General features: G+C 62.4%; 20 protein-coding genes and 1 pseudogene. 13 read left to right on the forward strand and 8 right to left on the reverse strand.

Annotated features, from left to right (window positions below; translation table 11 throughout):
- The 13 genes from E3O56_RS13120 (at nucleotide 1) to E3O56_RS13180 (ending at nucleotide 14611) form a co-directional block, all read left to right on the forward strand.
- Nucleotides 1-1974 (forward strand): MacB family efflux pump subunit, encoded by a 1974-nt coding sequence (locus E3O56_RS13120; RefSeq protein ID WP_248128389.1) that lies wholly within the window; start codon nucleotides 1-3, stop codon nucleotides 1972-1974.
- The gene (locus tag E3O56_RS13125; protein ID WP_248128390.1) at nucleotides 1967-3379 is read left to right on the forward strand and encodes an efflux transporter outer membrane subunit; all 1413 of its coding nucleotides are present in this window, start codon (nucleotides 1967-1969) and stop codon (nucleotides 3377-3379) included. The genes E3O56_RS13120 and E3O56_RS13125 overlap by 8 nt, the downstream gene beginning before the upstream one ends.
- A 106-nt stretch (nucleotides 3380-3485) precedes the next feature.
- Complete coding sequence (locus E3O56_RS13130; RefSeq protein ID WP_248128391.1) at nucleotides 3486-4241, forward strand: alpha/beta hydrolase; 756 nt, start codon at nucleotides 3486-3488, stop codon at nucleotides 4239-4241.
- A gap of 108 nt (nucleotides 4242-4349) precedes the next feature.
- Nucleotides 4350-5117 (forward strand): FCD domain-containing protein, encoded by a 768-nt coding sequence (locus E3O56_RS13135; RefSeq protein ID WP_005787529.1) that lies wholly within the window; start codon nucleotides 4350-4352, stop codon nucleotides 5115-5117.
- 220 nt (nucleotides 5118-5337) lie between these two features.
- Nucleotides 5338-6540, forward strand: coding sequence for an ABC transporter substrate-binding protein (locus E3O56_RS13140; RefSeq protein ID WP_248128392.1), 1203 nt, complete (start codon nucleotides 5338-5340; stop codon nucleotides 6538-6540).
- 57 nt (nucleotides 6541-6597) lie between these two features.
- Nucleotides 6598-7458: a branched-chain amino acid ABC transporter permease gene (locus E3O56_RS13145; protein ID WP_216091195.1), complete on the forward strand. Its 861-nt coding sequence runs from the start codon at nucleotides 6598-6600 to the stop codon at nucleotides 7456-7458.
- A 1-nt stretch (nucleotide 7459) separates the two neighbouring features.
- Entirely contained in the window at nucleotides 7460-8470 is a 1011-nt protein-coding gene (locus E3O56_RS13150) for a branched-chain amino acid ABC transporter permease (RefSeq protein WP_248128393.1), read from the forward strand.
- Nucleotides 8467-9216: an ABC transporter ATP-binding protein gene (locus E3O56_RS13155; protein WP_078821062.1), complete on the forward strand. Its 750-nt coding sequence runs from the start codon at nucleotides 8467-8469 to the stop codon at nucleotides 9214-9216. The genes E3O56_RS13150 and E3O56_RS13155 overlap by 4 nt, the downstream gene beginning before the upstream one ends.
- Nucleotides 9216-9911, forward strand: a complete 696-nt coding sequence (locus E3O56_RS13160; protein WP_005787517.1) for an ABC transporter ATP-binding protein — start codon at nucleotides 9216-9218, stop codon at nucleotides 9909-9911. The genes E3O56_RS13155 and E3O56_RS13160 overlap by 1 nt, the downstream gene beginning before the upstream one ends.
- A gap of 13 nt (nucleotides 9912-9924) precedes the next feature.
- Nucleotides 9925-11193, forward strand: a complete 1269-nt coding sequence (locus E3O56_RS13165) for a Zn-dependent hydrolase (protein ID WP_248128394.1) — start codon at nucleotides 9925-9927, stop codon at nucleotides 11191-11193.
- Nucleotides 11190-12593 (forward strand): amidase, encoded by a 1404-nt coding sequence (locus tag E3O56_RS13170; protein WP_248090423.1) that lies wholly within the window; start codon nucleotides 11190-11192, stop codon nucleotides 12591-12593. The genes E3O56_RS13165 and E3O56_RS13170 overlap by 4 nt, the downstream gene beginning before the upstream one ends.
- Nucleotides 12594-12684: 91 nt before the next feature.
- Nucleotides 12685-13548, forward strand: a complete 864-nt coding sequence (locus E3O56_RS13175) for a LysR family transcriptional regulator (protein ID WP_005787511.1) — start codon at nucleotides 12685-12687, stop codon at nucleotides 13546-13548.
- 58 nt (nucleotides 13549-13606) lie between these two features.
- Nucleotides 13607-14611, forward strand: coding sequence for a LacI family DNA-binding transcriptional regulator (locus E3O56_RS13180; protein WP_078821059.1), 1005 nt, complete (start codon nucleotides 13607-13609; stop codon nucleotides 14609-14611).
- Here the strand turns inward: E3O56_RS13180 and E3O56_RS13185 are convergent.
- From E3O56_RS13185 to E3O56_RS13220, 8 genes and pseudogenes are all read right to left on the reverse strand, one after another.
- Nucleotides 14608-15333 (reverse strand): SDR family oxidoreductase, encoded by a 726-nt coding sequence (locus E3O56_RS13185; protein WP_248128395.1) that lies wholly within the window; start codon nucleotides 15331-15333, stop codon nucleotides 14608-14610. The two genes, E3O56_RS13180 and E3O56_RS13185, sit on opposite strands and share 4 nt — an antisense overlap.
- Nucleotides 15334-15471: 138 nt before the next feature.
- Entirely contained in the window at nucleotides 15472-17004 is a 1533-nt protein-coding gene (locus E3O56_RS13190; RefSeq protein WP_248128396.1) for an FGGY-family carbohydrate kinase, read from the reverse strand.
- A 4-nt stretch (nucleotides 17005-17008) separates the two neighbouring features.
- Nucleotides 17009-18100, reverse strand: coding sequence for an alcohol dehydrogenase catalytic domain-containing protein (locus E3O56_RS13195; RefSeq protein WP_032876446.1), 1092 nt, complete (start codon nucleotides 18098-18100; stop codon nucleotides 17009-17011).
- Between the two features lie 27 nt (nucleotides 18101-18127).
- Nucleotides 18128-19120: a ribose ABC transporter permease gene (locus tag E3O56_RS13200; protein WP_248128397.1), complete on the reverse strand. Its 993-nt coding sequence runs from the start codon at nucleotides 19118-19120 to the stop codon at nucleotides 18128-18130.
- Nucleotides 19086-20594 (reverse strand): sugar ABC transporter ATP-binding protein, encoded by a 1509-nt coding sequence (locus E3O56_RS13205; RefSeq protein WP_032876453.1) that lies wholly within the window; start codon nucleotides 20592-20594, stop codon nucleotides 19086-19088. The genes E3O56_RS13200 and E3O56_RS13205 overlap by 35 nt, the downstream gene beginning before the upstream one ends.
- A gap of 62 nt (nucleotides 20595-20656) precedes the next feature.
- Nucleotides 20657-21576, reverse strand: a pseudogene (locus E3O56_RS13210) (substrate-binding domain-containing protein).
- Nucleotides 21577-21841: 265 nt separating this feature from the next.
- On the reverse strand, nucleotides 21842-22810 hold the full coding sequence (araH, locus tag E3O56_RS13215; protein ID WP_248128398.1) for an L-arabinose ABC transporter permease AraH: 969 nt from the start codon (nucleotides 22808-22810) through the stop codon (nucleotides 21842-21844).
- Nucleotides 22811-22819: 9 nt separating this feature from the next.
- Nucleotides 22820-23337, reverse strand: a 518-nt coding sequence (locus E3O56_RS13220) for an ATP-binding cassette domain-containing protein (protein WP_248128399.1), incomplete at its 5' end; no start/stop codon positions are given.

Below are 23337 nucleotides of genomic sequence, written 5' to 3' on the forward strand. Positions count from 1 at the left end.
GTGACCACGCCACTGATCGAACTCAAAAACATCCGCAAATCCTACGGCGGCGGCGACAGCCCGCAGGTCGACGTATTGCGCGGGATCGACCTGTCGATCCATGCAGGAGAGTTCGTTGCCATCGTCGGCGCCTCGGGCTCCGGCAAATCCACACTGATGAACATCCTCGGTTGCCTCGACCGCCCCACCGTGGGCGACTACCTGTTCGCCGGGGAAAACGTCGCGCACCTGGACAGCGACGCACTGGCCTGGCTGCGCCGCGAAGCCTTTGGTTTCGTGTTCCAGGGCTACCACCTGATCCCGTCCGGATCGGCCCAGGAAAACGTCGAGATGCCGGCGATCTATGCCGGCATCAGCGCTGCCGAACGCCATGCCCGCGCCAAGGCCCTGCTGACCCGCCTGGGCCTGGCCGACCGCACCAACAACCGCCCGCACCAGCTCTCCGGTGGCCAGCAACAGCGCGTCTCGATTGCCCGTGCGTTGATGAACGGCGGGCATATCATCCTTGCCGACGAACCCACCGGTGCCCTCGACAGCCACAGCGGTGCCGAGGTGATGGTGCTGCTGGATGAATTGGCGAGCCAGGGCCACGTGGTTATCCTGATTACCCACGACCGCGAAGTCGCGGCGCACGCCAACCGCATCATCGAGATCAGCGACGGCCTGATCATCAGCGATTCGGCGTTGAGCCCCCCCCACGTGCCCGTCACGGCCGGCAGCGACGCATTGCAAGCCGTGGACCTGCGCCAGCGCCTGGCCGACGGCGCCGAACACAATGGTGCCTGGAAAGCCGAGCTGCTGGACGCGGTGCAGGCGGCGTGGCGGGTGATGTGGATCAACCGCTTCCGCACCGCGCTGACGCTGCTGGGGATCATCATCGGCGTGGCGTCGGTGGTGGTGATGCTGGCAGTGGGCGAAGGCAGCAAGCGCCAGGTCATGGCGCAGATGGCGGCCTTCGGCTCCAACATCATCTACCTGAGCGGTTTTTCGCCTAACCCGCGCACACCGCCAGGTATCGTGACCCTCAATGATGTGGCCGCATTGGCTACATTGCCCCAGGTCAAGCGCATCATGCCGGTGAACGGCACCTACGCCGGTGTGCGCTTCGGCAACGTCGACTACATGGCCTATGTGGGCGGTAACGACACCAACTTCCCGGACATCTTCAACTGGCCTGTGGCCGAAGGTAGCTACTTTACCGAAGCCGACGAGCGCGCCGGGGCCACGGTGGCGGTGATCGGTCATCGCGTGCGCGAAAAGCTGTTCAAAGGCCAGCTAGACCCCATCGGCCAATACATCCTGATCGAAAACGTGCCCTTCCAGGTGATTGGCGTGTTGGCGGAAAAAGGCTCCAGCTCCGGCATGCAAGACAGCGATGACCGTGTCGCCATTCCCTATACCGCCGCCAGCGTGCGCCTGTTCGGCACCTATAACCCCGAATACGTTGCCATTGCCGCCGCCGATGCGCGCAAGGTGCAAGAGGCCGAGCAAGCCATCAGTCAGCTTATGCAAACGCTGCACGGCGGCAAACGCGACTTCCACCTGACGAACGACGCCGCGATGATCCAGGCCGAAGCGCGGACCCAGAACACCCTGTCGCTGATGCTCGGCTCGATTGCCGCGATTTCCCTGCTGGTGGGCGGTATCGGCGTGATGAATATCATGTTGATGACCGTGCGCGAACGCACCCGCGAAATCGGCATCCGCATGGCCACCGGGGCGCGCCAGAGCGACATCCTGCGCCAATTCCTCACCGAGGCGGTGATGCTCTCGGTGGTCGGCGGTCTGTTCGGAATCGCCCTGGCATTGCTGGTGGGCGGCGTGCTGGTGCTGGCCGAAGTGGCGGTGCAGTTTTCCCTGGTGGCGGTGTTCGGCGCGTTTGGCTGTGCGCTGGTCACCGGCGTCGTATTCGGCTTTATGCCGGCCCGTAAAGCTGCCCGGCTCGATCCGGTTAAGGCATTGACCAGTGAATAAACGATCCATCGCACCGCACCTGTCGACACTCAGCCTGTGCCTGTTGCTCAATGCCTGTGCCGGCACTTCGCCTGCCCTCGACAGCGGCATTGCCGCGCCCGCCGTCTGGCAATATGCCGAGCGCGACGCCGACCAGGCCACCAACCAGCGTTGGTGGACGCAGTTTGGCAGCCCTGTGCTTAACCGCCTGATCGATCAGGCCCGCCGTGACAGCTTTGATGTGGCTGCGGCCATGGCGCGGGTGCGGCAGGCCCAGGCGACAGCGGTGATTGCCGGCGCACCGTTACTGCCCGAGGTGAAGTTCAACCTCAGCGCCAGCCGTCAAAGACTGTTGCGCGGCAGCGGCAACTCGGATCTGGACGCCACCGAGAGCAACAAGACGGTCAATAACTATGACGCCAACCTCACGGCCAGCTACGAAATCGACTTCTGGGGTGGCCGCGCCGCTGCGCGAGACAGCGCTGTGCATAGCCTGCACGCCAGTGAGTTCGATCAGGCCAACGTGGAGTTGACCTTGCTCAGCAATGTCGCCGACCGCTATGCGCAAACCCTGGCCGCGCACCAGCGCCTGCAGATTGCCGAGCTGAACCTGGCCAATGCGCGCAATGTGCTGGACCTGGTGCAAACCCGCTACGATGCCGGTTCCGCCACGGGCCTGGAGTTGGCACAACAGAAGAGCCTGGTGGCCGGCCAGCAACGGCAACTGCCGCTGATCCAGCAATCGGCCGAAGAATCGCGCATCACCCTCGCCGCCTTGCTCGGCCAGCCCGTACAGGCCCTGGCGCTGGGCAGCGAGCCGTTCCAGGCACTGACCTGGCCGAATATCGGCCCCGGTGTGCCTAGCCAGTTGTTGCGTCGCCGCCCTGACATCGCCCAGGCCGAGGCACAGCTGGCGGCGGCCAATGCCGACGTCACAGTGGCCCGTGCGGCCATGCTGCCCACGGTGACATTGGGCGCAACCCTCGGCTCGGGTGCGTACAAGGCTGAAGATGTTCTGCGCAGCCCGTTCTACACCCTGACCTCGGGCCTGATCGCACCGATCTTCAACAACGGTCGGCTGAGTGCCGAGCGCGATAAAGCCCGTGCGCGCCAGGATGAACTGCTGCAGACCTACCGCGGGGCGATCATCAACGGCTTTGCCGATGTGGAAAAAGCCCTCAGCAGCCTGACTCGCCTGGACCAGCAACGCCAATGGCAAACCGAAGAACTGCAGCAGGCGCAAACGGCCTTTGAGATTGCGCAAAGCCGCTACGAGGCCGGCGCCGAAGACCTGCTTACGGTGCTGGAAACCCAACGCACCCTCTATGCCGCCCAGGACCTGAACGTGCAACTGCGCCTGTCGCGGCTGCAAGCCAGTATCGCGCTGTACAAGGCATTAGGGGGTGGATGGAAGACCGATAGCTGATAAGCAAAATCGGTATTTCTTACACAAACTGTTTCTTAGCCTTACATTCTCCACCCCCAGGTCCTTGGTAAAAAAGCTGTTACATACGGCTGCCCGGGACCTCGTGATGACACCCAGCGTTCTTGTAAAAAGCCTGGTCTGCATAAGCTGCTGGCTTATAGCAAACGCAGTGCGCGCTGAGCCCTTGATCGTGCCCACTGCAATCGACTGGCTGTTGGATTGCCCCCTCACTACCACTGCGCGCCTGGACCCTGAGGTGGTCGGGCGCACCCAATGCGGCCTGGTCAGTGTGCCACGGGACCACGCTGCTCCCGGGCGCGGTCGTATACGCCTGAGCGTGACGCGTGTGGGCGCAAGGCAACCGCTCAACCGCGAGGGCGTGGTATTCATCCAGGCCGGCGAACCGCCCCAACCCGCCAACGCGCCTTTCGTGCAGCACCTGGCCAGCCACTGGGAGTCGCTCGCCACCCGCGCTTATCGCACGCTGGTGGACCGTTATGACGTGATCGAACTGAGCACCCGCGACCTGCGCCAGTCAAACGCGGTCGAGCAGGCGGCGCTGGACATGGAATATGTGCGCGGGCAGCTCGGCGAAGCGCGCCTGCACTACCTGGGCAGCGCCGCCGCGACCCGTCTTGGCAGCCGCTACGGCACGCTGTTTCCCGAGCGCATCGCACGCATGGTGCTGATTAATGCGGCGCCGGGCGATCCTATCGCTGTGGGCGTCGAGCAGTTATTGCTCAAGGAGTCCAAGCAGTCGGGCGCCGACGGCTGTGTCACCCGCTGGCTGGGGGATTTCCTCGCCTATGGCAAACAGCCGCCAGCCTCCGCGCGCTGCCTTGACCTTGGTGCCTGGGAGTAACCGGCGCATTTGCGACCTGTTGCCATCGAAAACGACACGCTGCGTTGACGCTCCGATGCAATCGTTATTAAGTGCTATTTATCCGCATTAATACGATAAATCGAACCCATGCTGACTCGCCCGCTACGCCGCAAACGCCAGAAGCTGTCCGATGTGATTGTCGAGTCGGTCAAGCGCTCCATCGTCACCGATGCCTTGAAGCCCGGCGACCGCTTGCCCACCGAACGCGAGCTGATGGAAAGCTTCCAGTGCTCCAAGGGCTCGGCACGCGAAGCGCTCAAGGCATTGGAAGTCGAAGGGTTGGTCAATACGCGCACCGGCCCCAGTGGCGGGGCTTATCTGAACCAGGCCGGCACTGAACCTGCCAGCCGCGCCTTGCGCAACTACCTGCACTTCCAGCATCTGGATGGCGAGCAGGTGTATCAGTTGCGCAAGGTCATCGAAGTGGAACTGGCGCTATCGGTGCTCGGGCGCTTGAGCGAAGACGACTATCAGGCCCTGCAAGCCAATGTGGATTTTTGCAGCGCCCCCGAAGACAGCGAAGCCGGCCAGCGCGAACAGCGCCTGGCGGAACTGGAGTTCCACAACCTGCTGGCCCGGGCGTGCCCCAACCCGCTGCTGAGTTTTATGGCGCAGTTTCTCAACGACCTGCTGCGCGACCTGGTGGTACTGAAGAAAGCCTACAAGCCCAAGCGCAAGCAGTTCGACGCGGCCAACCTCGACTATCACAAACAACTGCTGATCGCCTTTCGTGCCGGGGATGAAAGCGCCGTGCGCAGTTTGATGCATGAGCATATGTGCGATGCCGAACACCATATGACTGCGCTGGAAGGCCAGGTCAGCCCGCACTTCCTTCTGGAGTTTGATCACCGTTAGGAACAAAACCCAATCAATGTGGGAGCTGGCTTGCCTGCGATGGTATCGGCTCGGTCCCCCTGTAACACCGAGGCGCCCGCATCGCAGGCAAGCCAGCTCCCACATTTGACCGTGTCCATCTGTTGAACCGAGTTACCCAATAACAAGCCTGCCCACAGGCCCTTGCACCACCGTATCGCCCTTGCCGCTCCTGCCAATAACTAAACCAGGGAGTCACCCCATGCAGCGTCGTACGTTATTGAAAGCCAGCCTCACCGCAGCCGCCGCCCTCAGCTTGCCGCTGAGCGTGCGTTCGGCCTTCGCCGCCGAGCCTTTTACCTTTTACGGCCTCAAGTCCATGTCTGGCGCGTTTGCCAGCTATGGCAAATTTGCCGACATGGGTTCGCGCCTGGCCGTGCAACAGCATGCCGAGATCCTCGGCCGCCCGCTCACCTACAAGGTTATAGACACCGAAGGCAACGCCGGCAAAGCGGTGCGCAAGGTGCAGGAGGCAATCGCGCAGGACGGCGCACGGTTCTTCCAGGGCTGCACACTGTCGTCTTCCGCCCTGGCGGTGGCCAAGGAAGTCGATAAAGTCGGCGGCGTGTTCATGACCCCGGTGGGTGCTGATGAAGTCACCGGCAAGGATTGCAACAAGGCGACCTTCCGCTGGTCAGTGCCCACCTACGGCGCGATCCGCGAAACCATGGTGCCGCTGATCAAACTGCTGCCGGACGCCAAACGCTGGTACACCATCACGCCGCAATACGTGTTCGGCGAAGCCTTGCTCGAAGGCGCAAAGAACGTGCTCAAGGAACACGGCCTGGAGCATGTCGGCAACAGCTACCACTCGCTGCAGGAGCAGGAATTCTCCGGCTACCTGACCAACGCCATTTCCACCCGGCCCGACGTGCTGGTACTGCTCAACTTCGGCAGCCAGTCGTCCAACACCCTGCGCCAGGCGGTGAACTTCGGCATCAAGGAACGCATGAAGGTGCTGCTGGTATGGTCGGCCGGCCTTGATCAATTCCAGGAACTGGGCAGCGATGTGCTCGAAGGTGTGTACCTCGGCGCGCAGTACTGGCATCAGGTCGATACGCCACTCAACCGCGAACTGGTCAAGCTGACCCAGGCCAAATACGGCATCAACCCCACCTACCCGCTGGCCGCCGACTACATCAGCACCAAGGTCATGCTCGACACCGTCATCGCCACTGGCAGCTTCGACGGCGCAACCGTGGCCAAGGCCATGCAAGGCTTGAGCTATGAAGGCCCGACCGGCAAGGAGTCGATCCGCGCCGGCGACCATCAGGTGATCAAGGATTACTACTTGCTGGTCGGCAAGGACAGCGGCGACATGGCCGACAAGGACGACCTGGCCAAGGTGCTCAGCGCCGGCCAATCGTTCCCACCGGTCGAGGCGACGGGCTGCACGCTCGGCTGACTGCTTACTTTTTGTCGCGCAGGGCCGCGCAAGCGGCCGCCTGCAGAGGGTTCCTGCATGCTCAATTTGTACCTGTTCCAGATTCTCAACGGCCTTGGGCTGGGGATGATCTACTTCCTGATCGCGGTCGGGCTGACGATCATTTTCGGCCTGCTCAACTTCGTCAACTTCGCCCACGGCGCGTTTTTCCTGCTGGGCGCCTACATCTGCTACACCGCCGTGAGCCTCACCGGCAGCTTCTGGCTGGCGCTGCTCGTCGCGCCGCTGGTGGTGGCTGCGCTGGCCTGGGTGATCGAGCGTGTGCTGATCCAGCGGATCTACCACTTGCCGCACATGTTCCAGATTCTGGTAACCCTGGGGATCGCGCTGATTATCCAGGAAGCCAGCGTGATGATCTGGGGCCCGGTGGGCAAAAGTGTCGCCGTACCGGAGTTGCTGCGCGGCGTGCTGGTGGTGGGGGATTTTGTCTATCCCTACTACCGCCTGTTTCTCATCGTGTTTTCCGGGCTGATCGGCCTGGGTCTGTGGCTGCTGCTGGAACGCACGCGCTTCGGCGCCCTGGTGCGCGCCGGCAGTGAGAGCACTGAAACCGTGTCATTGCTGGGCACCAATATTTTCCGCCTGTTCTCCATGACCTTCGCCCTCGGCGTGGCCCTGGCCGGTGTCGCCGGGGTGTTGTTCGCGCCGTTGCGTGGTGCCCAGCCCTTTGTCGGCCCGGAGATTCTCGGGGTGGCGTTCGTGGTGGTGGTGATTGGCGGCATGGGCTCGTTCAGCGGTGCGCTGGTCGGCGGTTTGCTGGTAGGCGTAGTGCAAAGCCTGATGACCACACTCTGGCCCCAGGGTGCGAGCCTGATGATCTACGGCGCGATGGCCGTGGTGATTCTGGTCCGCCCCTACGGCCTGTTCGGGAGAGCCTGAAATGAGCGAGAAAAACCCCCTGCCGTTTGCCAAAACCCAATCCAAAGCGATGCTGCTGTGGGTATTGGCGGTGCTGATCGGCCTGCCGTTGATACTGCCCTCGGCAACCCTGGCCACCGAGATCCTGATCTTTGCCATGGCCGCCCTGGCTTGCAACCTGTTGCTGGGCTACACCGGCTTGCTGTCATTCGGCCAAGGCATCTTCTTCGGGGCCGGCGCCTACTGCGCGGCGTTGCTGATGATCCACCTGCAACTGGGGTTGTTCACCGCACTGCTGGGTGCCGCCATCGCCGGCGGTTTCCTGGCATTGCTGGTGGGCGCCCTGGCGATTCGGCGCACCGGCATTTACTTCGTGATGCTCACGCTGGCGTTCAGCCAGATGGCCTATTTCGTCGCCTACACCCTGAGCGACTGGACCGGCGGCGACAACGGCCTGCTCAGCGTGCCGCGCCCGGAAATCCGTGTGGGTGAAACCGTGCTGTTGTCCTTGGCCGATGCCCGTGCCTTCTATGGATTTGTCGCGGTGCTGTTCCTGCTGATCTTTATCGGCGCTCGCCGGGTGATCGCTTCGCCGTTCGGCAGCACGCTGATGGCGATCCGCGAAAACGAAACCCGGGCCTCGGCCATTGGCTACGACACGCGGCACTTCAAGATCCTGGTGTTCGTGCTGTCCGGGGCAGTCACCGGGATTGCCGGGGCGCTGTACGCCATGCTGCTGCACTTTGTGCCACTGTCCAATATTGACCTGGCGATGTCCGAGAACATTCTGATCATGACCATCGTCGGCGGCACTGGCTCGTTGTTCGGCTCATTGCTGGGCGCCGGTTCCATTGTGCTGCTGGGGGATTTCCTCTCCGACCTGTGGCCGCGCTGGCTGATGCTGCTGGGGGGGATCCTGATCCTGGTGGTGATCTTCATGCGCGGCGGTTTGTGGGGCGGCCTGGCGTCGCTGTTCGAGACGGTGCGCGGTACGCGCAAAAGCGCGGTCGTCGCCAAGGAGCAAGGGCTATGAGCATCCTGCTGGAAACCCAACACCTGGAACTGGCCTATGGCGCGTTCCGTGCGGTCAATGGCGTCAACCTCAAGGTCGAGGCCGGCACTATCCACACCATTATCGGCCCCAATGGCGCTGGCAAGACCAGTCTGTTTCATTGCCTGACAGGCGAGCGCCAGGCCACTGCCGGAGCGATCCATTTCGACGGCAACAACCTGATGCGCAAACCCGCCCATGCCCGCGTCGGCCTGGGCATGGCGCGTTCGTTCCAGCTCACCAGCCTGTTCCAGAACCTCAGCGTGCGCGAAAACCTGCGCCTGGCCGCCCAGGGCCGCGATGGCGCCCGTGCCTTGAACTTCTGGCGCCGAGTGGACAGCAAGCGCGAACACCTGGAGATGGCCGACCAGGTCCTTGAGCGCCTGCAACTCACTGCCCGCGCCGACACCCTGGCCGGCGAGTTGTCCCACGGCCAGCAAAGGGTGCTGGAGGTGGGCATGTCGATCTGCTCCAAACCCAAACTGTTGATGCTCGACGAACCGACCTCGGGCATGGGCATCGACGATATCCCGATCATGACCCAATTGATCAGCGATCTGGGCCGCGACCACACGGTGCTGTTGATCGAACACAACATGAGCATTGTCATGTCCATCAGCCAACGCATCACGGTGATGAGCCATGGGCAGATCCTGGTGGAAGGCACGCCGGATTTCGTTCGTGCCGATGAACGGGTGCGTACTGCATACCTTGGGGAGGCTGCCTGATGCTAATCGTCGAGAATATCCATTCCTACTACGACAAGAGCCATGTGCTGGAGGGCGTGTCATTGACCGTCAACCCTGGCGAACTGGTGACCCTGCTGGGTCGCAATGGCGCCGGCAAGACCACCACCCTGCGCAGCATCCTCGGCATCATTTGCCCGCGTCAGGGCCAGATTCACTTCAATGGCCAGGCGCTGGTGGGGCAGAAAATCTTTGAAATTGCACGCCAGGGCTTAGCGCTGGTGCCGGAGAACCGCGGGATTTTCCGCCTGCTCAGCGTCGAGGAAAACCTGCGCATCGCCGTGCGCAAAAGCAGCCGATGGCAACTGGACGACGTATACGCCATGTTCCCGCGCCTCAAGGAACGGCGCAAAAACGCCGGCCATGCGCTATCCGGCGGCGAACAGCAAATGCTTGCCATCGCCCGCGCCCTGCTCAACGACCCCAAGCTGCTGATCCTTGACGAACCCACCGAGGGCTTGGCCCCGGTGATTGTCGACGAGCTGGTGAAGATCCTGCGCAAGGTCAAGGACGACGGCCTGCCGGTGCTGCTGGTGGAGCAGAACCTGATGGTCTGCGACAAACTCGCCGACCGCCATTACGTACTCGAACAGGGCCGCGTGGTGTACGAAGGCAGCGCCGCTGACTTCCGTGCCGACCCGTCGATCAAGAACCGTTATCTGGCCTTGAGTGCCTGACTGGAGATCTCTGATGAATAGTGTTGCGCAACCGCTCCAGAGCAACGCCCCGCTGATCAACCGTGACCGCCTGTGGCAATCGCTGATGGACCTGGCCCGACTCGGCGCCACGGCCAAGGGTGGCGTGTGTCGCCTGGCCCTCACCGATCTGGACCGCCAGGCCCGCGACCTGTTTGTGCAGTGGTGCGAAGCGGCTGGGTGCAGCGTCACTGTCGACGCCATCGGCAATATCTTTGCGCGTCGTGCCGGACGCAACCCCGCCCTGCCCCCGGTGATGACCGGCAGCCACATCGACACCCAACCCACCGGCGGCAAGTTCGACGGCTGCTACGGGGTGATGGCCGGGCTGGAAGTGATCCGTACCTTGAATGACTTGCAGATCCAGACCCAGGCGCCGATTGAAGTGGTGGTGTGGACCAACGAAGAAGGCTCGCGCTTCCCGCCATGCATGATGGGTTCCGGGGTGTTTGCCGGGAAGTTCGACTTGCAGGACACCCTCGACAAACGCGACGACCAGGGCCTGTCGGTAGGTGCCGAATTACAGCGCATTGGCTATGCCGGTTCCCGTGCGGTTCTGGGCCATCCGGTCGGCGCCTACTTCGAAGCCCATATAGAGCAAGGCCCGGTACTGGAAGACCAGGCCACCACTATCGGCGTGGTCATGGGCTGCCTGGGCCAGAAATGGTTCGACCTGACCCTCACCGGCGTCGAAGCCCACGCCGGCCCCACACCGATGCACCTGCGCAAGGACGCCCTGGTCGGCGCCGCCGAGGTGGTCAGCGCGGTCAACCGTATCGCCCATCAACAACAGCCCCATGCCTGCGGCACCGTTGGTTGCCTGAACCTGCACCCGGGTTCGCGCAATGTGATTCCCGGCCAGGTGCAGATGACCCTCGACTTGCGTCACCTGCATGGGGACAAACTGCAAGCCATGGTCGATGAAGTACACGGCGTGATCGAAACCACGGCGGCCCGGCACGGCTTGACCTTTGAACTGACGCCCACCGCCGACTTCCCGCCGCTGGACTTCCACCCGGACTGCGTCAATGCCGTGCGCGATGGCGCGAGAGCCTTGGGCTTGAGCCATATGGACATCGTCAGCGGCGCCGGGCATGACGCGATCTTCGTCGCCGAACTGGGCCCCGCCGGGATGATCTTCGTGCCGTGCGAAGGCGGCATCAGCCATAACGAAATCGAAAACGCCGCGCCGGATGATCTGGCGGCTGGCTGCGCGGTGTTGCTGCGGGCCATGGTCAATGCGGCGCAGGGAGTTCAAGCATGAGTGAGATCGGCCAACTGACGGCGGTGCAACTGCTCAAGCATTATCGCGACAAGAGCTTGTCACCGGTAGAGGTCACCGAAGATGCGCTACTGCGCATCGAACGCTACAACCCGGTGGTGAACGCCTACTGCCATGTCGATCCTGAGGGTGCATTGAACGCGGCGCGGGCCTCGGAGCAACGTTGGTTAAAAGGTGCCCCTTGCGGCGCCCTGGATGGCGTACCAGCGTCGATAAAAGACCTAACGCTGACCCTCGGCATGCCCACCCGCAAGGGCTCGCGCACCTCATCCGCCGAGGGGCCTTGGAATGTGGACGCGCCCTTCTCGCACTTCATGCGCAAGGCCGGCGCGGTGTTGTTGGGCAAGACCACCACCCCCGAGTTCGGCTGGAAAGGCGTCACCGACAACCCACTGTACGGCATCACCCGCAACCCGTGGGATACACGCACCACCGCGGGCGGCTCGTCGGGTGGCGCGGGCGCGGCGGCGGCGTTGAACCTGGGCGTGTTGCACCAGGGCAGCGATGCGGGCGGTTCGATTCGCATCCCGTGTGCGTTCACCGGCACGTTCGGGATCAAGCCGACCTTCGGTTATGTGCCGCAGTGGCCGGCCAGCTCCATGACCATCCTGTCGCACCTGGGGCCCATGACCCGCACGGTGGAAGACAGCGTGCTGATGCTACAGACCGTGGCACAAATGGATGTGCGCGATGGCCTGATCGGGGCGCCAAGGACCACGCCCTGGCTCACCCCAGGGGCGGATCTGAAGGGCTTGCGCGTGGCTTATAGCCCGACATTCGGCTATGTGGATGTCGACCCGCAAGTCGCCAAGGTCGTCGCCCAGGCGGTGGAGCGCCTGGTGCAATTGGGCGCCCATGTCGAGCAGATCGACCCGGGTTTCAGCGACCCGCTTGAGGTGTTCAGCACCCTGTGGGCCGCCGGCGCTGCACGCCTGACTGGCTCCATGAGCGACGCGCAAAAGCAACTGCTGGACCCGGGGCTGCTGCGTATTGCGCAACGGGGCGAGCGTCTGAGCCTGGACGACTTCAACGCCGCCCTGGAAGCGCGCGCCGCACTGGTTGCGCGCATGGCGGCGTTCCATGAGCACTACGACGTGCTGGTATCGCCGATGATGCCGATTACCGCGTTCGAAGCCGGGCACAACGTACCGCCCGGCTCGGGGATGAACGAGTGGATGGAATGGACGCCGTTCAGCTACCCCTTCAACCTCACCCAGCAACCGGCTGCGTCGGTGCCGTGCGGGTTGGCCGCCAATGGTTTGCCGGTGGGGTTGCATGTGGTGGCTGCGCGGTTTGCCGATGAGCAGGTGTTGAGGGTGTGTCATGCCTATGCAAAAGCCTTCCCTACCGAGCATTTGCAAGCACCTGAAACCCTGAGCTGAGATTCAATCGAAAATGTGGGAGGCATGCCCCCTCCCACAGTTTTTACCGCATTCCACTACAATGCCCTCCATTCATCTTCCGGGGGGCTTCATGGACATCGAACTGGCACGCACCTTCCTCGAAATCACCCGCTGCGGCAGCCTCGCCGCAGCGGCGGAGAAACTGCACGTCACCCAGACCGCCATCACCGCCCGGGTCAAGAACCTGGAGAGCCAGTTGGGCAGCACGCTGTTTATCCGCAACCGTGCCGGTGCACGCCTGACCGCCGATGGCGAGGCCTTTGTGGTGTACGCCAACCAGCTGCTGCAAACCTGGGAAGCGGCGCGCCGTGACCTGCCGTTACCCGATGGCTATCGCAATGTGCTGCATATCGGCGGTGAGGTCAGCCTGTGCAACCCGCTGATGCTCGGTTGGGCCAAGGCGCTGCGCGAGCATATTCCCGGACATGCACTGCGTACCGAAATTCGCGAGGGCGAGTACCTGTTGCGTCAACTGGAGTTGGGCGTGCTCGATGCCGCGCTGGTGTTCCAGCCGCAGTACTGGCCAGGTTTGCAGGTAGAGCAAGTGCTGGAAGAAAAACTGATCCTGGTGCAATTGGCGAGCAAACCCGAGCCCTATGTGTATATCGACTGGGGCCAGGGTTTCCGCCAGCAGCATGACGCCGCCCTGCCCGACCGCGCACGTGCCGCCGTGAGTTTCAACCTGGGCCCATTGGCGCTGCAGTACATCCTGGAAAACGGTGGCGCCGGGTATTTCCGCACGCGGGTGGTGCAAAGCTATCTGGACAGTGGCGTGATGCAGCGCGTGCCCAAGGCGCCGGAGTTCAGTTTCCCGACTTACCTGGTGTATTCGCGGGCGCGGGATTCGGCGGTGTTGCAGCAGGCGCTGGCGTTGCTGCGCGAGGTGGTCAAGGCTGAAGGTGACTGGTCGCAACGCTGGGACCCGCTGATTTGAATCACACTGGGCCTGCACACATGCTAGCCTGCTGATGTGTCCTCTCGCAGCCTTACCGATGAACAAGAAAAAGTCCGTCACCATCAGCGACATTGCCAAACGGGTCGGCATGACCACCATCACCGTGTCCCGGGCGCTGAGCAAACCTGACCTGGTAAAACCCGCCACCCTGGCGCGCATCCTCGAAGTGGCACGCGAACTCGACTACGTGCCCAACGCCTTCGCGCGCGGGCTCAAGCGCAGTGAAAGCCTGATCATCGGCGTGATCACCGCCTCGGTGGACAACCCGTTCTACAGCGAAATGATCAAGGCCATTTCCCGCGAGGCGAAACAACACGGCTACACCATCATGCTGGTGGACACCGACGAACTGGAAGAACTGGAAAGCAAGGCGGTCGATACGCTGCTGGGTTACCGCGTGGCGGGGATCATCCTGTCGCCGGTCTCCGATGAGCCGAACTACCAGCCCGACTACCTGGAACGCCTGGGTAACGGCAAGACCCCTGTGGTGCTGCTGGATCGCACGATCCACGACAGCCCGTTCAGCCGCGTGGTGCTCGACAACTACCACAGCGGCATCCAGGCCGCGCACTACTTGTTGCGCCAGACGCCGCACCTCAAGCGCCTGCTGGTGCTGACCGGCCCCGAGCACTCGCGCATCACCGTGGAGCGCCTCAAAGGCTTGCGCGAAGTGCTGGCCGAGCATCCCCAGGTGCACGTTGAAGTGCAGGCGGGCGACTACACGCTGATGCCATCCTACCTGCACACCCTGGACTACCTCGCCGAACATTCGGCGCCGGACGCGATCATGGGTTTTAACCAGTTGATCACCCTCGGCGCCCTGCGCGCACTGCGCATGCACAACATCCCCCATGACAGCCTGACCATCTGCGGCATCGACCGCCTGCCCTTCGCCGATATCTTTGGCGTGCCGATCGCCTGCGTGGCCCACGACGCGTCACTGGCTGGCAGCAGCGCGGTACGTTTGCTGCTCGATCGCCTGGAAGATCCGTACAAGCCGCGGGACAAGGTGGTCATCGCCGGCCAGTTGGAAAACGGCTAGCGGCTGGTGTAACCGCCGTCGATGGGCAGGCTGACGCCGCTGATCATGCTGGCGGCATCGCTGAGCAGGAACAGCACCGGCAACGCCACTTCCGAGGGTTGCGCAAAACGCCCCAGGGGAATTGCCGCCAATGCCGGATCGCGCTTGGCCGGCTCGGACCAGGCCATGGTTGCCATCGGCGTAAGCGTCACCGTGGGGTTGACGCTGTTTACCCGAATACCAAAGCGGCCCCATTCGGCGCATTGCACGCGGGTGATCGCATCCAGGGCGGCCTTGGAGGCGCAGTAACCGAGATGATCGTCCAGCGCCACCAACGACGCCTGGCTGGAGACGTTGACGATACTGCCGGTAATGTTTGCCGCGATCATCTTGGCCGCGACACGGCTGGCCACCAGGGCGGCGGCACGGGCGTTAACGTTCATTACCTGGTCGAAAGCCTCGGCGCTGATCGCGGCGGCGGGCTCCAGGCGCGAGATGCCGGCGCAGTTGACCAGGCCGTGCAGGGGTGGCAGGTCTTGCAGCGCTTTATCGAGGGCAGTGCTGTCGGCAATGTCCACACACAGGGAGTGGCAGCCCAGTGCGGCCAAGGCTTGGGCGTCGCGGCCAAGGGCAAAGACTTCGGCGCCGCTGTTGATCAGTTGGAGCGCGATTTCGCGACCGATGCCGCTGCTGGCGCCGGTGACTAGGATGCGCTGGTGGGTGAAGTTGAAGACTGCGTTCATAGATCAAAATCTCAAGAACAATGAAGATTGACTGTGGGAGGGGGCTTGCTCCCGATGGCGGTGTGTCAGCTACAGATAAGCTGACTGATACACCGCCATCGGGAGCAAGCCCCCTCCCACATTTTTAACCGTGTTGAGTCAGGTAGCTTGCAGGTTGTGCATGATCGGTTTCAGGGCCGGATACAGCTTCAGGTACTCGGTAAACGCCCGGTCATAGGCCATGACATTCTCGCGCTTGGGCTGCGCCCGTTGCTCCAGTTGCACCCAGCCTGTGTCCATCGCCTCATCACTGACCAACCCCACCGTATGCGCCGCCAGCAACGCCGCGCCCAGAGCCGCTTCAACCTCCTGGACAATGGTGTACACCGGGTAGCGGGTGACATCGGCAATGATCTGCATCCACAAATCCGAATGGCTGGCCCCACCCACCACGATCAAACGCGGGTCAAGGGAATGCGCGCCCTGGGTGCCCGCTTCGATATTGTGGCGCAGGGCAAAACTCACACCCTCCAGCACCGCGCGGTACAGGTGAATGCGGCTGTGATACAGGTTCAGCCCGACAAAACTGCCGCTGGCGCGGTCGTCCCATACCGGGCTGCGCTCGCCCATCAGGTACGGCAGGAACACCACGCCTTCACTGCCCGCCGGGATCTTCCTGGCACTCTGCTCCAGCAGCACCAGGCTGTCTTGCCCGGTTGTCTGGGCCTGCTGCTCTTCGGCCTGGCAGAACTGCTCGCGAAACCAGCTGACCGACGCTCCGGCGGTGATCGCACCGCCGAAGATGTACAGGTCGCGGTGGCCGTTATAGACATGCGGCATGCTGACCAGGCCGTGGTGCGCATCCACCTGCTGGTTGAGGTAGCCCCAGCACATGCTGGTGCCGATCATCGCCACATGGTTGCCCGGCTGGGTGACACCTGCGGCCAGGGTCGCCATGGCCGCGTCAACGCCACCGGCCAGGATGGGCGTGCCCGCCTGCAAGCCCAGGCGAGTGGCCCAGTCTGCGAGCAAACCACCCACCACCTCACCGGAATACACCAAGCGCTCGGGCATCATCGACCGCGCGATACCCAGCGCATCCAGCATCTCGCCTGACCAGTTGCGCGCCGCCACATCGTAGACACCGCCGATATTGCCGGCGCTGCTGTGGTCCACCGCCAACTCACCGGTCAGGCACCAGTTGATGTAGCTGTTGGGCGGCAGCAAGTAGCGAGTGTTCGCCCACACTTGCGGTTGATGCTGCTTGAGCCAGAGCATTTTGGTGAAACCGTAGTAGCTGTCCACCGAGTTACCGGTGACCGCGAACAGCCGCTCCAGATCCACATGCTCACGCACCCACTCGACCTGCTCGCCAGCGCGGCGGTCCATCCAGATCAGGCACGGGTGCAACGGTGTCATCTGCGCATCCACGGCAATCCCCGAGCCGCCGTACAGGCTGCTGATGCACAGCGCCTTGACCTGCCCCGCCGGCACGCCAGCCTTGGCCATGCACTGGGCAACGCAGGCTTGCACAGCGTCCAGCCACACCTGCGGCCATTGCTCGGCCCAGCGCACTTTGGGGGTATCCACGCGATAGCCCTGGCTGTGCTGGGCAATGATCGTGCCTTGGGCATCCACCAGCAGCGCCTTGGTGCTCTGGGTGCCGATGTCGACACCCATGACGTAGTTCATGTTGTTACTCATGGGCGGGCAGCACCGGTTTCAACAGCACCTTGATCGACTTGGTCGAGTTCGCCAGTTCGAACGCTTCGGCCCAGTCGTCCAGCGGGAAATCGTGGGTGACGATGCCTTTGGACGTGACCAGGCCACGCTCGAACAGGTCGATGGCAATCGGGTAGCAATACGGCCCCAGGTGCGCGCCGCGTACGTCGAGTTCCTTGCGGTCGCCGATGATCGACCAGTCCACGCTGGTCTCGGCGCCAAACACGCTGAACTCCACAAACCGCCCAAGCTTGCGGATCAGGTCCAGGCCCTGGGTGACGCCGGCCGGTACCCCCGTGGTCTCGATGTAGACATCGCAACCATAGTTGTCGGTGAGGCCATTGATGATCTCGCGGGCGTTGTCACGGGCGGGATTGATCACCACATCGGCGCCGAATTGCTTGGCCAGTTCCAGGCGCGCGTCGACCATGTCGATCACCACCAGCTTTTTCGGGGTTTTCAACGCGGCGACCTGGACCATGCACAGGCCAAGGGTGCCCGCACCGGCAATCACCACCACGTCATCGAGCTGGATGTCGCCGCGGTTCACGGTGTGGATCGAGCAGGCCATGGGCTCCACCAGGGCCGAGTCTTCCAGGGACACCGCCTCAGGGATCTTGTGCACGATGGCAGTCTTGGGAATACGCATGTACTGGGCCATGCCGCCTTCGGCCACTTCACGCTGGAAGCCGAAAATATTGTGCACTTCGCACATCCAGTATTTGCCCGATTTGCAGAAACGGCACTTGCCGCACGGCACGATCTGTTCGGCGATGACCTTGTCACCGACCTTGACCTCGAAGTGTTCCTCGGCGCCCTCGCCCGCCTCCACCACGTAGCCGAAAAATTCATGCCCCGGCACCACCGGCGCCTTGACCCAGGGGTTGTCACCGCCCCAGAACATCGCAGCGCCGGAGTGGCACTTGCAATCACTGGCGCAGATACCACAGGCAGCGATGCGAATCACTAACTCATTGGCGCGGGCCTGGGGTTTGCCGATGCGTTCCAGGCGGTAGTCTTTCGGGCCGTGGCAGACGACGGCTTGCATGTGGGTGTGCTTGTCCATGGTGTTGGGTCCTGTGTGATGAGGTATTTATCGATGGCGCTGACGGCTGATAAAGATCGCCAGCAAAATGATCCCGCCCTTGATCACGCTCTGTACGTAAGGCGATACGCCAAGCATGTTCAAGCCGTTGTTCAACACGCCCAGCAGCATGGCGCCGAGCAAGGTGCCGACGATCACCCCGCGCCCGCCGGCGATCGATGCACCGCCGAGTACCACGGCGGCAATCGCATCAAGCTCGAACGACACACCGGCATTGGGCTGGCCGCTCATTAGCCGCGAGGTGAGCACCAGTCCGGCTATCGCCGCGGTCAGGCCACTGATGCCGTACACCAGCAGCTTGAAGCGCGCCGCACGCACCCCGGACAAACGCACCGCATCTTCATTGCCGCCGATGGCGTAGATGTAGCGGCCTATACGCGTGTGTTGCAGCAACACATAGGCGGCCAGGTAAGTGAGCAACATGATCAGGATCGGCACCTGCATACCGAACACGCTGCCGCGCCCGAAAAAGGCGAACCACTCCGGCAGCCCGGAAATCGGGTAGCCGTCGGTGTACATCAGCCCGAACCCACGGGCGATGCCCATGGTCGCCAGCGTGACGATGATCGGTGGCATGTGCAGGTAAGCCACGAACAGCCCGTTGCCGATGCCGAACGCCACGCCTACCAGCAACCCGGCGCCAATCGCCAGGCCGGGCGGCACGCCGGCCACCATCAAACCGGCCGTGAGCGTGCCGGATAACGCCATCACCGGCCCCACCGACAAATCGATGCCACCGGTAAGAATCACGCAGGTCATGCCCACCGCGATGATCGCGTTGATCGATACCTGGCGAGCGATATTGGAAAGGTTGCTGGCGGTGAGGAAGGTGTCGCTGGCAAGGATCATCACCAGGGTCACCACCACCAGCCCGACGAAGGGATAGAACGCCGGCGAGCGCAGCAGCCGTGCCACATTCAGGCGCAAGCGGCCGGTGTTTGCGGTGTTAATGGACGTATTCACTTGAGCCCCCTGTTGCATGGCGCATGACCTCTTGAGGATTGACGGCGGACGCTTCCAGGACCTTGACGATCGCGCCCTTGTGGAACACGGCGACGCGGTCGCACATGCCGATGACTTCGGGCAATTCGGAGGAAATCATAATGATTGCGTAGCCTTGTTCGGTGAGGCTGCGCATCAGCGCGTAGATCTGCGCCTTGGCGCCGACGTCGATGCCGCGGGTGGGCTCGTCGAACACCAGCACCTCGCAGTGGTGGTTGATCCAGCGCGCGATCACGACTTTTTGCTGATTGCCGCCGCTGAGGTTAAGCACGCGACTTTCGCCGCTGGGCGCCTTGATCGACAGCTGGCGCATCAGCGCTTCGACGCTGGCGCACTCCTTGGCCTTGTCGATCAAACCCGAGGCGTTCTGATATTTGGGCAGGTTGTTCAGGGAGATGTTTTCGCGAATGCTGAAATCGGTGATCAGCCCTTCGCTCTTGCGACTTTCCGGCAGCAGGCCGATGCCGTGCGCCAAGGCTTGGGCTGGGTCGTCAAGGCTGATTTTTTCGCCGCGCAGCCACACCTCTTTGCTCACCGACGGCAGCGCCCCCATCATGCCCAGGGCCAATTCGGTACGGCCCGACCCCACCAGCCCGGCAAAGCCCAGGATTTCGCCCTTGTGCAGTTGGAAGCTGTTGTGTGGGCCATTGCGCACCAGCTGGATGTCTTTGACCTCCAGCAACAGCGGGCCGCGCTCGCAAGTGGGCTTGGGCGGGAAACTGCACTCCAGGCGGCGCCCCACCATCATCTCCACCAGGCGGTCGATATCGCTGTCGGCCACGTCGGTGACGCCCACATTGCCGCCGTCGCGCAGCACGCTGATGCGGTCACAGACCTGGAAAATCTCTTCCAGGTGATGCGAGATAAAAATCACCGCCACGCCCTGGCGCTTGAGTTCACGCATGATCTCGAACAGCAGCTCGGCTTCGCTGGGCGTCAGCGTCGCGGTGGGTTCATCGAGTACCAGCAGGCGTGCGTCCAGGGCCAGGGCCTTGGCGATCTCGACGAACTGTTGCTCGGCCACGCTCAGGTGCTTGACCGCGCAATACAGGTCGATACTCACCCCCAAACGCTGAAACAACGCCTGCGCCGCCTCGGTCATTTCACGTTTGCGCAACAGGCCGAAGCGGTTGCTCAACTCATGGCCGAGGAAGATATTTTCCACCGCCGTGAGGTAGGGAATCAGGCTGAACTCCTGGAACACGATGCCGATACCGGCGGCGATGGCATCGCGGTAAGTAGCGAACTGCTGCGCCTGGCCGTCAATGAGGATCTGCCCTTCGTCCTGATGCTCGACGCCGCCGAGGATCTTCATCAGGGTGGATTTGCCCGCGCCATTTTCCCCCAGCAAGGCATGGATTTCGCCACGCTCCACTTGCAGGTTGATGGACTTGAGGGCCTGGACCCCCGGGTAACGCTTACAGATGTTTTCCAGCTTCAGAAGACTGCTCATACCGCCGACCTCGCGCTCAGAAGGAAGACCTGGGCCCCACGGTTTGCGTGGGGCCTGGGGATTTACCAGCTGAAGTCCCTGGCCTTGGCCTGGTCGATCAAGGTGATGTCCACCGGCACGCTGGCCGGGACTTGAGAGCCCCACTTTTTGGCCAGGGCAATGCCCAGGGCGAGGCGGATCTGGTCGCGGGGGACTGGGCCGAGGTGGCGATGAAATGGCTGCCGGGTTTCTGGATCGCCTTGATCGCTTCCGGCGCACCGTCGACGCTCACCAGTTTCACGTCCATGCCGCTGGCTTCGATGGCCGAGAGCGCACCGAGGGAGCCGTTGTCATTCACGCTGAAAATACCCTTGAGGGTCGGCTGGGCCTGCAGCATGTTTTCGGTCACGGTCAGCGCCTGGTCGCGCTCCTGCTTGCCGTTCTGGATGCTGACGATCTTGATGTCCGGGTGCTTGGCCACCGCCTCTTTGCAACCGCGCACACGTTCGAGAATCGGCACCACGGCGATGCCGTCGAGGATGGCGATATTGCCTTTGCCACCAATGGTCTTCGCCAGGTATTCACACGCCTGGAAGCCCGCGCCGAAGTTCTTCGAGCCCACGAACGAATCCAGCGGGCCGTCCGCCTGGGCATCCACTGCCACCACCACGACACCTGCGGCGTGGGCCGACTTGACGGCGGACTGCACGCCGACCGAATCGGTAGGGTTGATCAGCAGGATATCGATGCCTTTTTGCAGCATGTCTTCAACATCACTGACCTGCTTGGACACGTCGTGGCGGGCGTCGGTGATGATCAGCTTGGCACCGATGGTCGCGCCGGCTTCTTCCAGAGCGTTTTTCATGGTGACGAAATAGGGGTTGTTGATTTCCTGGAAGGAGGCGCCGATACGAATGGGCGCGGGCGGTGTGGCGGCAAAGGCTTGAGTACCGAAGGTGATGCCGACAGCCAGTAAACACAGGGTTTTTGGGAGCATTTTCATGGCGTGAGTCTCTGTTTTGTTTTTATTGTTAGAGCAAATGTTATCGTTAACATTTTGCCAGAAGCTAACAATTAAACAGAGGTGACGCAAGCCCCCGTTGGTCGCTTGAAGCGTGGCAGTGGATTTGTTCAGGCAAGGGCAAGCTTGATTTCGTAACGGCCTTGGCACCCACCCGTCTGGATGGGTCGTGCTCGGTGAACATGTGGGAGGGGCAAGTCGAATCGTTGCACCGGCCCTTCCACATTTGATCTCCCGATGGCTTGGATCAACGTTGTTTCATGCGGTCGATAACGACGGCCAAAAGCAGGATCGAGCCGCGAATCACGTACTGGTAAAACGTGTCGATGTTCTTCAGGTTCATCGCGTTCTCGATGATCGCCAGGATCAATACCCCGGCGATCACGTGGCGGATCATGCCGATGCCGCCGCTCAGCGATACTCCGCCCAGCACGCATGCCGAGATCACCGTCAGCTCGAAACCCTGGCCGATCATCGGCTGGCCGGAGGTCATGCGTGACGCCAGGATCACTCCAGCCAGGGCGCCGATCAGGCCGTGCACGGCGAAGATCAATATCTTGGTTCGATCAACGTTCACCCCCGCCAACAACGCAGCTTCCGGGTTGCCGCCAATGGCCATCGTGTTGCGCCCGTAAGTGGTGTAGTTGAGCAGCCAACCAAAAAACAGAAAGCACACGATGGTGATCAGGATCGGCAGCGGCACACCGAACAACTGGCCGTTGCCGAACACAAAGAACTGTTCCTGAGACACACCCACCGCTTTGCCGTCGGCGAAGATGTACGCCAGGCCGCGCACGATCTGCATGGTCGCCAGGGTGGTGATCAAGGCATTGACGCGCAGCTTGGCGATCACGATGCCGTTGATCAGCCCCACCATCAGGCCCATCAACAATGCAGCGCCGATGCCCAGCATCACGCTGTCGGTATCGCGCATCACAATCGCCGCCACCACACCGGCACAAGCGATCACCGAGCCCACCGACAAGTCGAAGTGCCCCGACGCCAGGCAGAACAGCATGGTGCACGCAGCAATGCCCACCGTGGATATCGCCAAGCCCAGCCCGCGCATATTCAGTGGCGAGAGGAAGTTATCGATCAGCAGCGCGCACAGCACGAAGATGCCCACCGCCGCCAACAGCATCGCCCAGTTGTCGAGCAATGCGCGCATATCGAGGGGTTTGCGTGCCGAAGGCAGCGCGTTGTTTTGAATGGTCATGGTCTTCTCTCAGTTCGCCAGGCCGCGCGGCAAGGCCAGCTGCAGCAGGTTGGATTCAGTCGCGTGCTCGCGCAGTTGTTCGCCGCGCATGGCGCCTTCGCACAGCACCAGGATGCGGTCGGAAATGCCCATCACCTCCATCAGGTCGCTGGACACCACGATCACCGCAATGCCGCTGGCCGCCAGGTTATGGATGATCTGGTAAATCTCCGACTTGGCGCCGATGTCGATACCGCGGGTGGGCTCGTCCAGCAGCAGGACCTTCATCGGCATCGACAGCCAGCGGCCAAGAATGGCTTTCTGCTGGTTGCCGCCGGAGAGGTACAGGATCTTCTGCGCCGCGTTCGGGGTTTTGACCCGCATCGCCTGGATCTGCCGGTCGGCGTTAGCTTTCTCCCAGCCTTCGCGCAACAGCCAGCCAAAGGTGGAGTGCGCATCCCGGGCACTGATGTTGATGTTTTCGGCGACGCTGCCCAGCGGGATGATGCCTTCCTTTTTGCGATCCTCCGGGCACAGCAAGATACCGG

The sequence above is a fragment of the Pseudomonas sp. W2Aug9 genome, assembly GCF_023127755.1.
Taxonomy (GTDB): Bacteria; Pseudomonadota; Gammaproteobacteria; order Pseudomonadales; family Pseudomonadaceae; genus Aquipseudomonas; species Aquipseudomonas synxantha_A.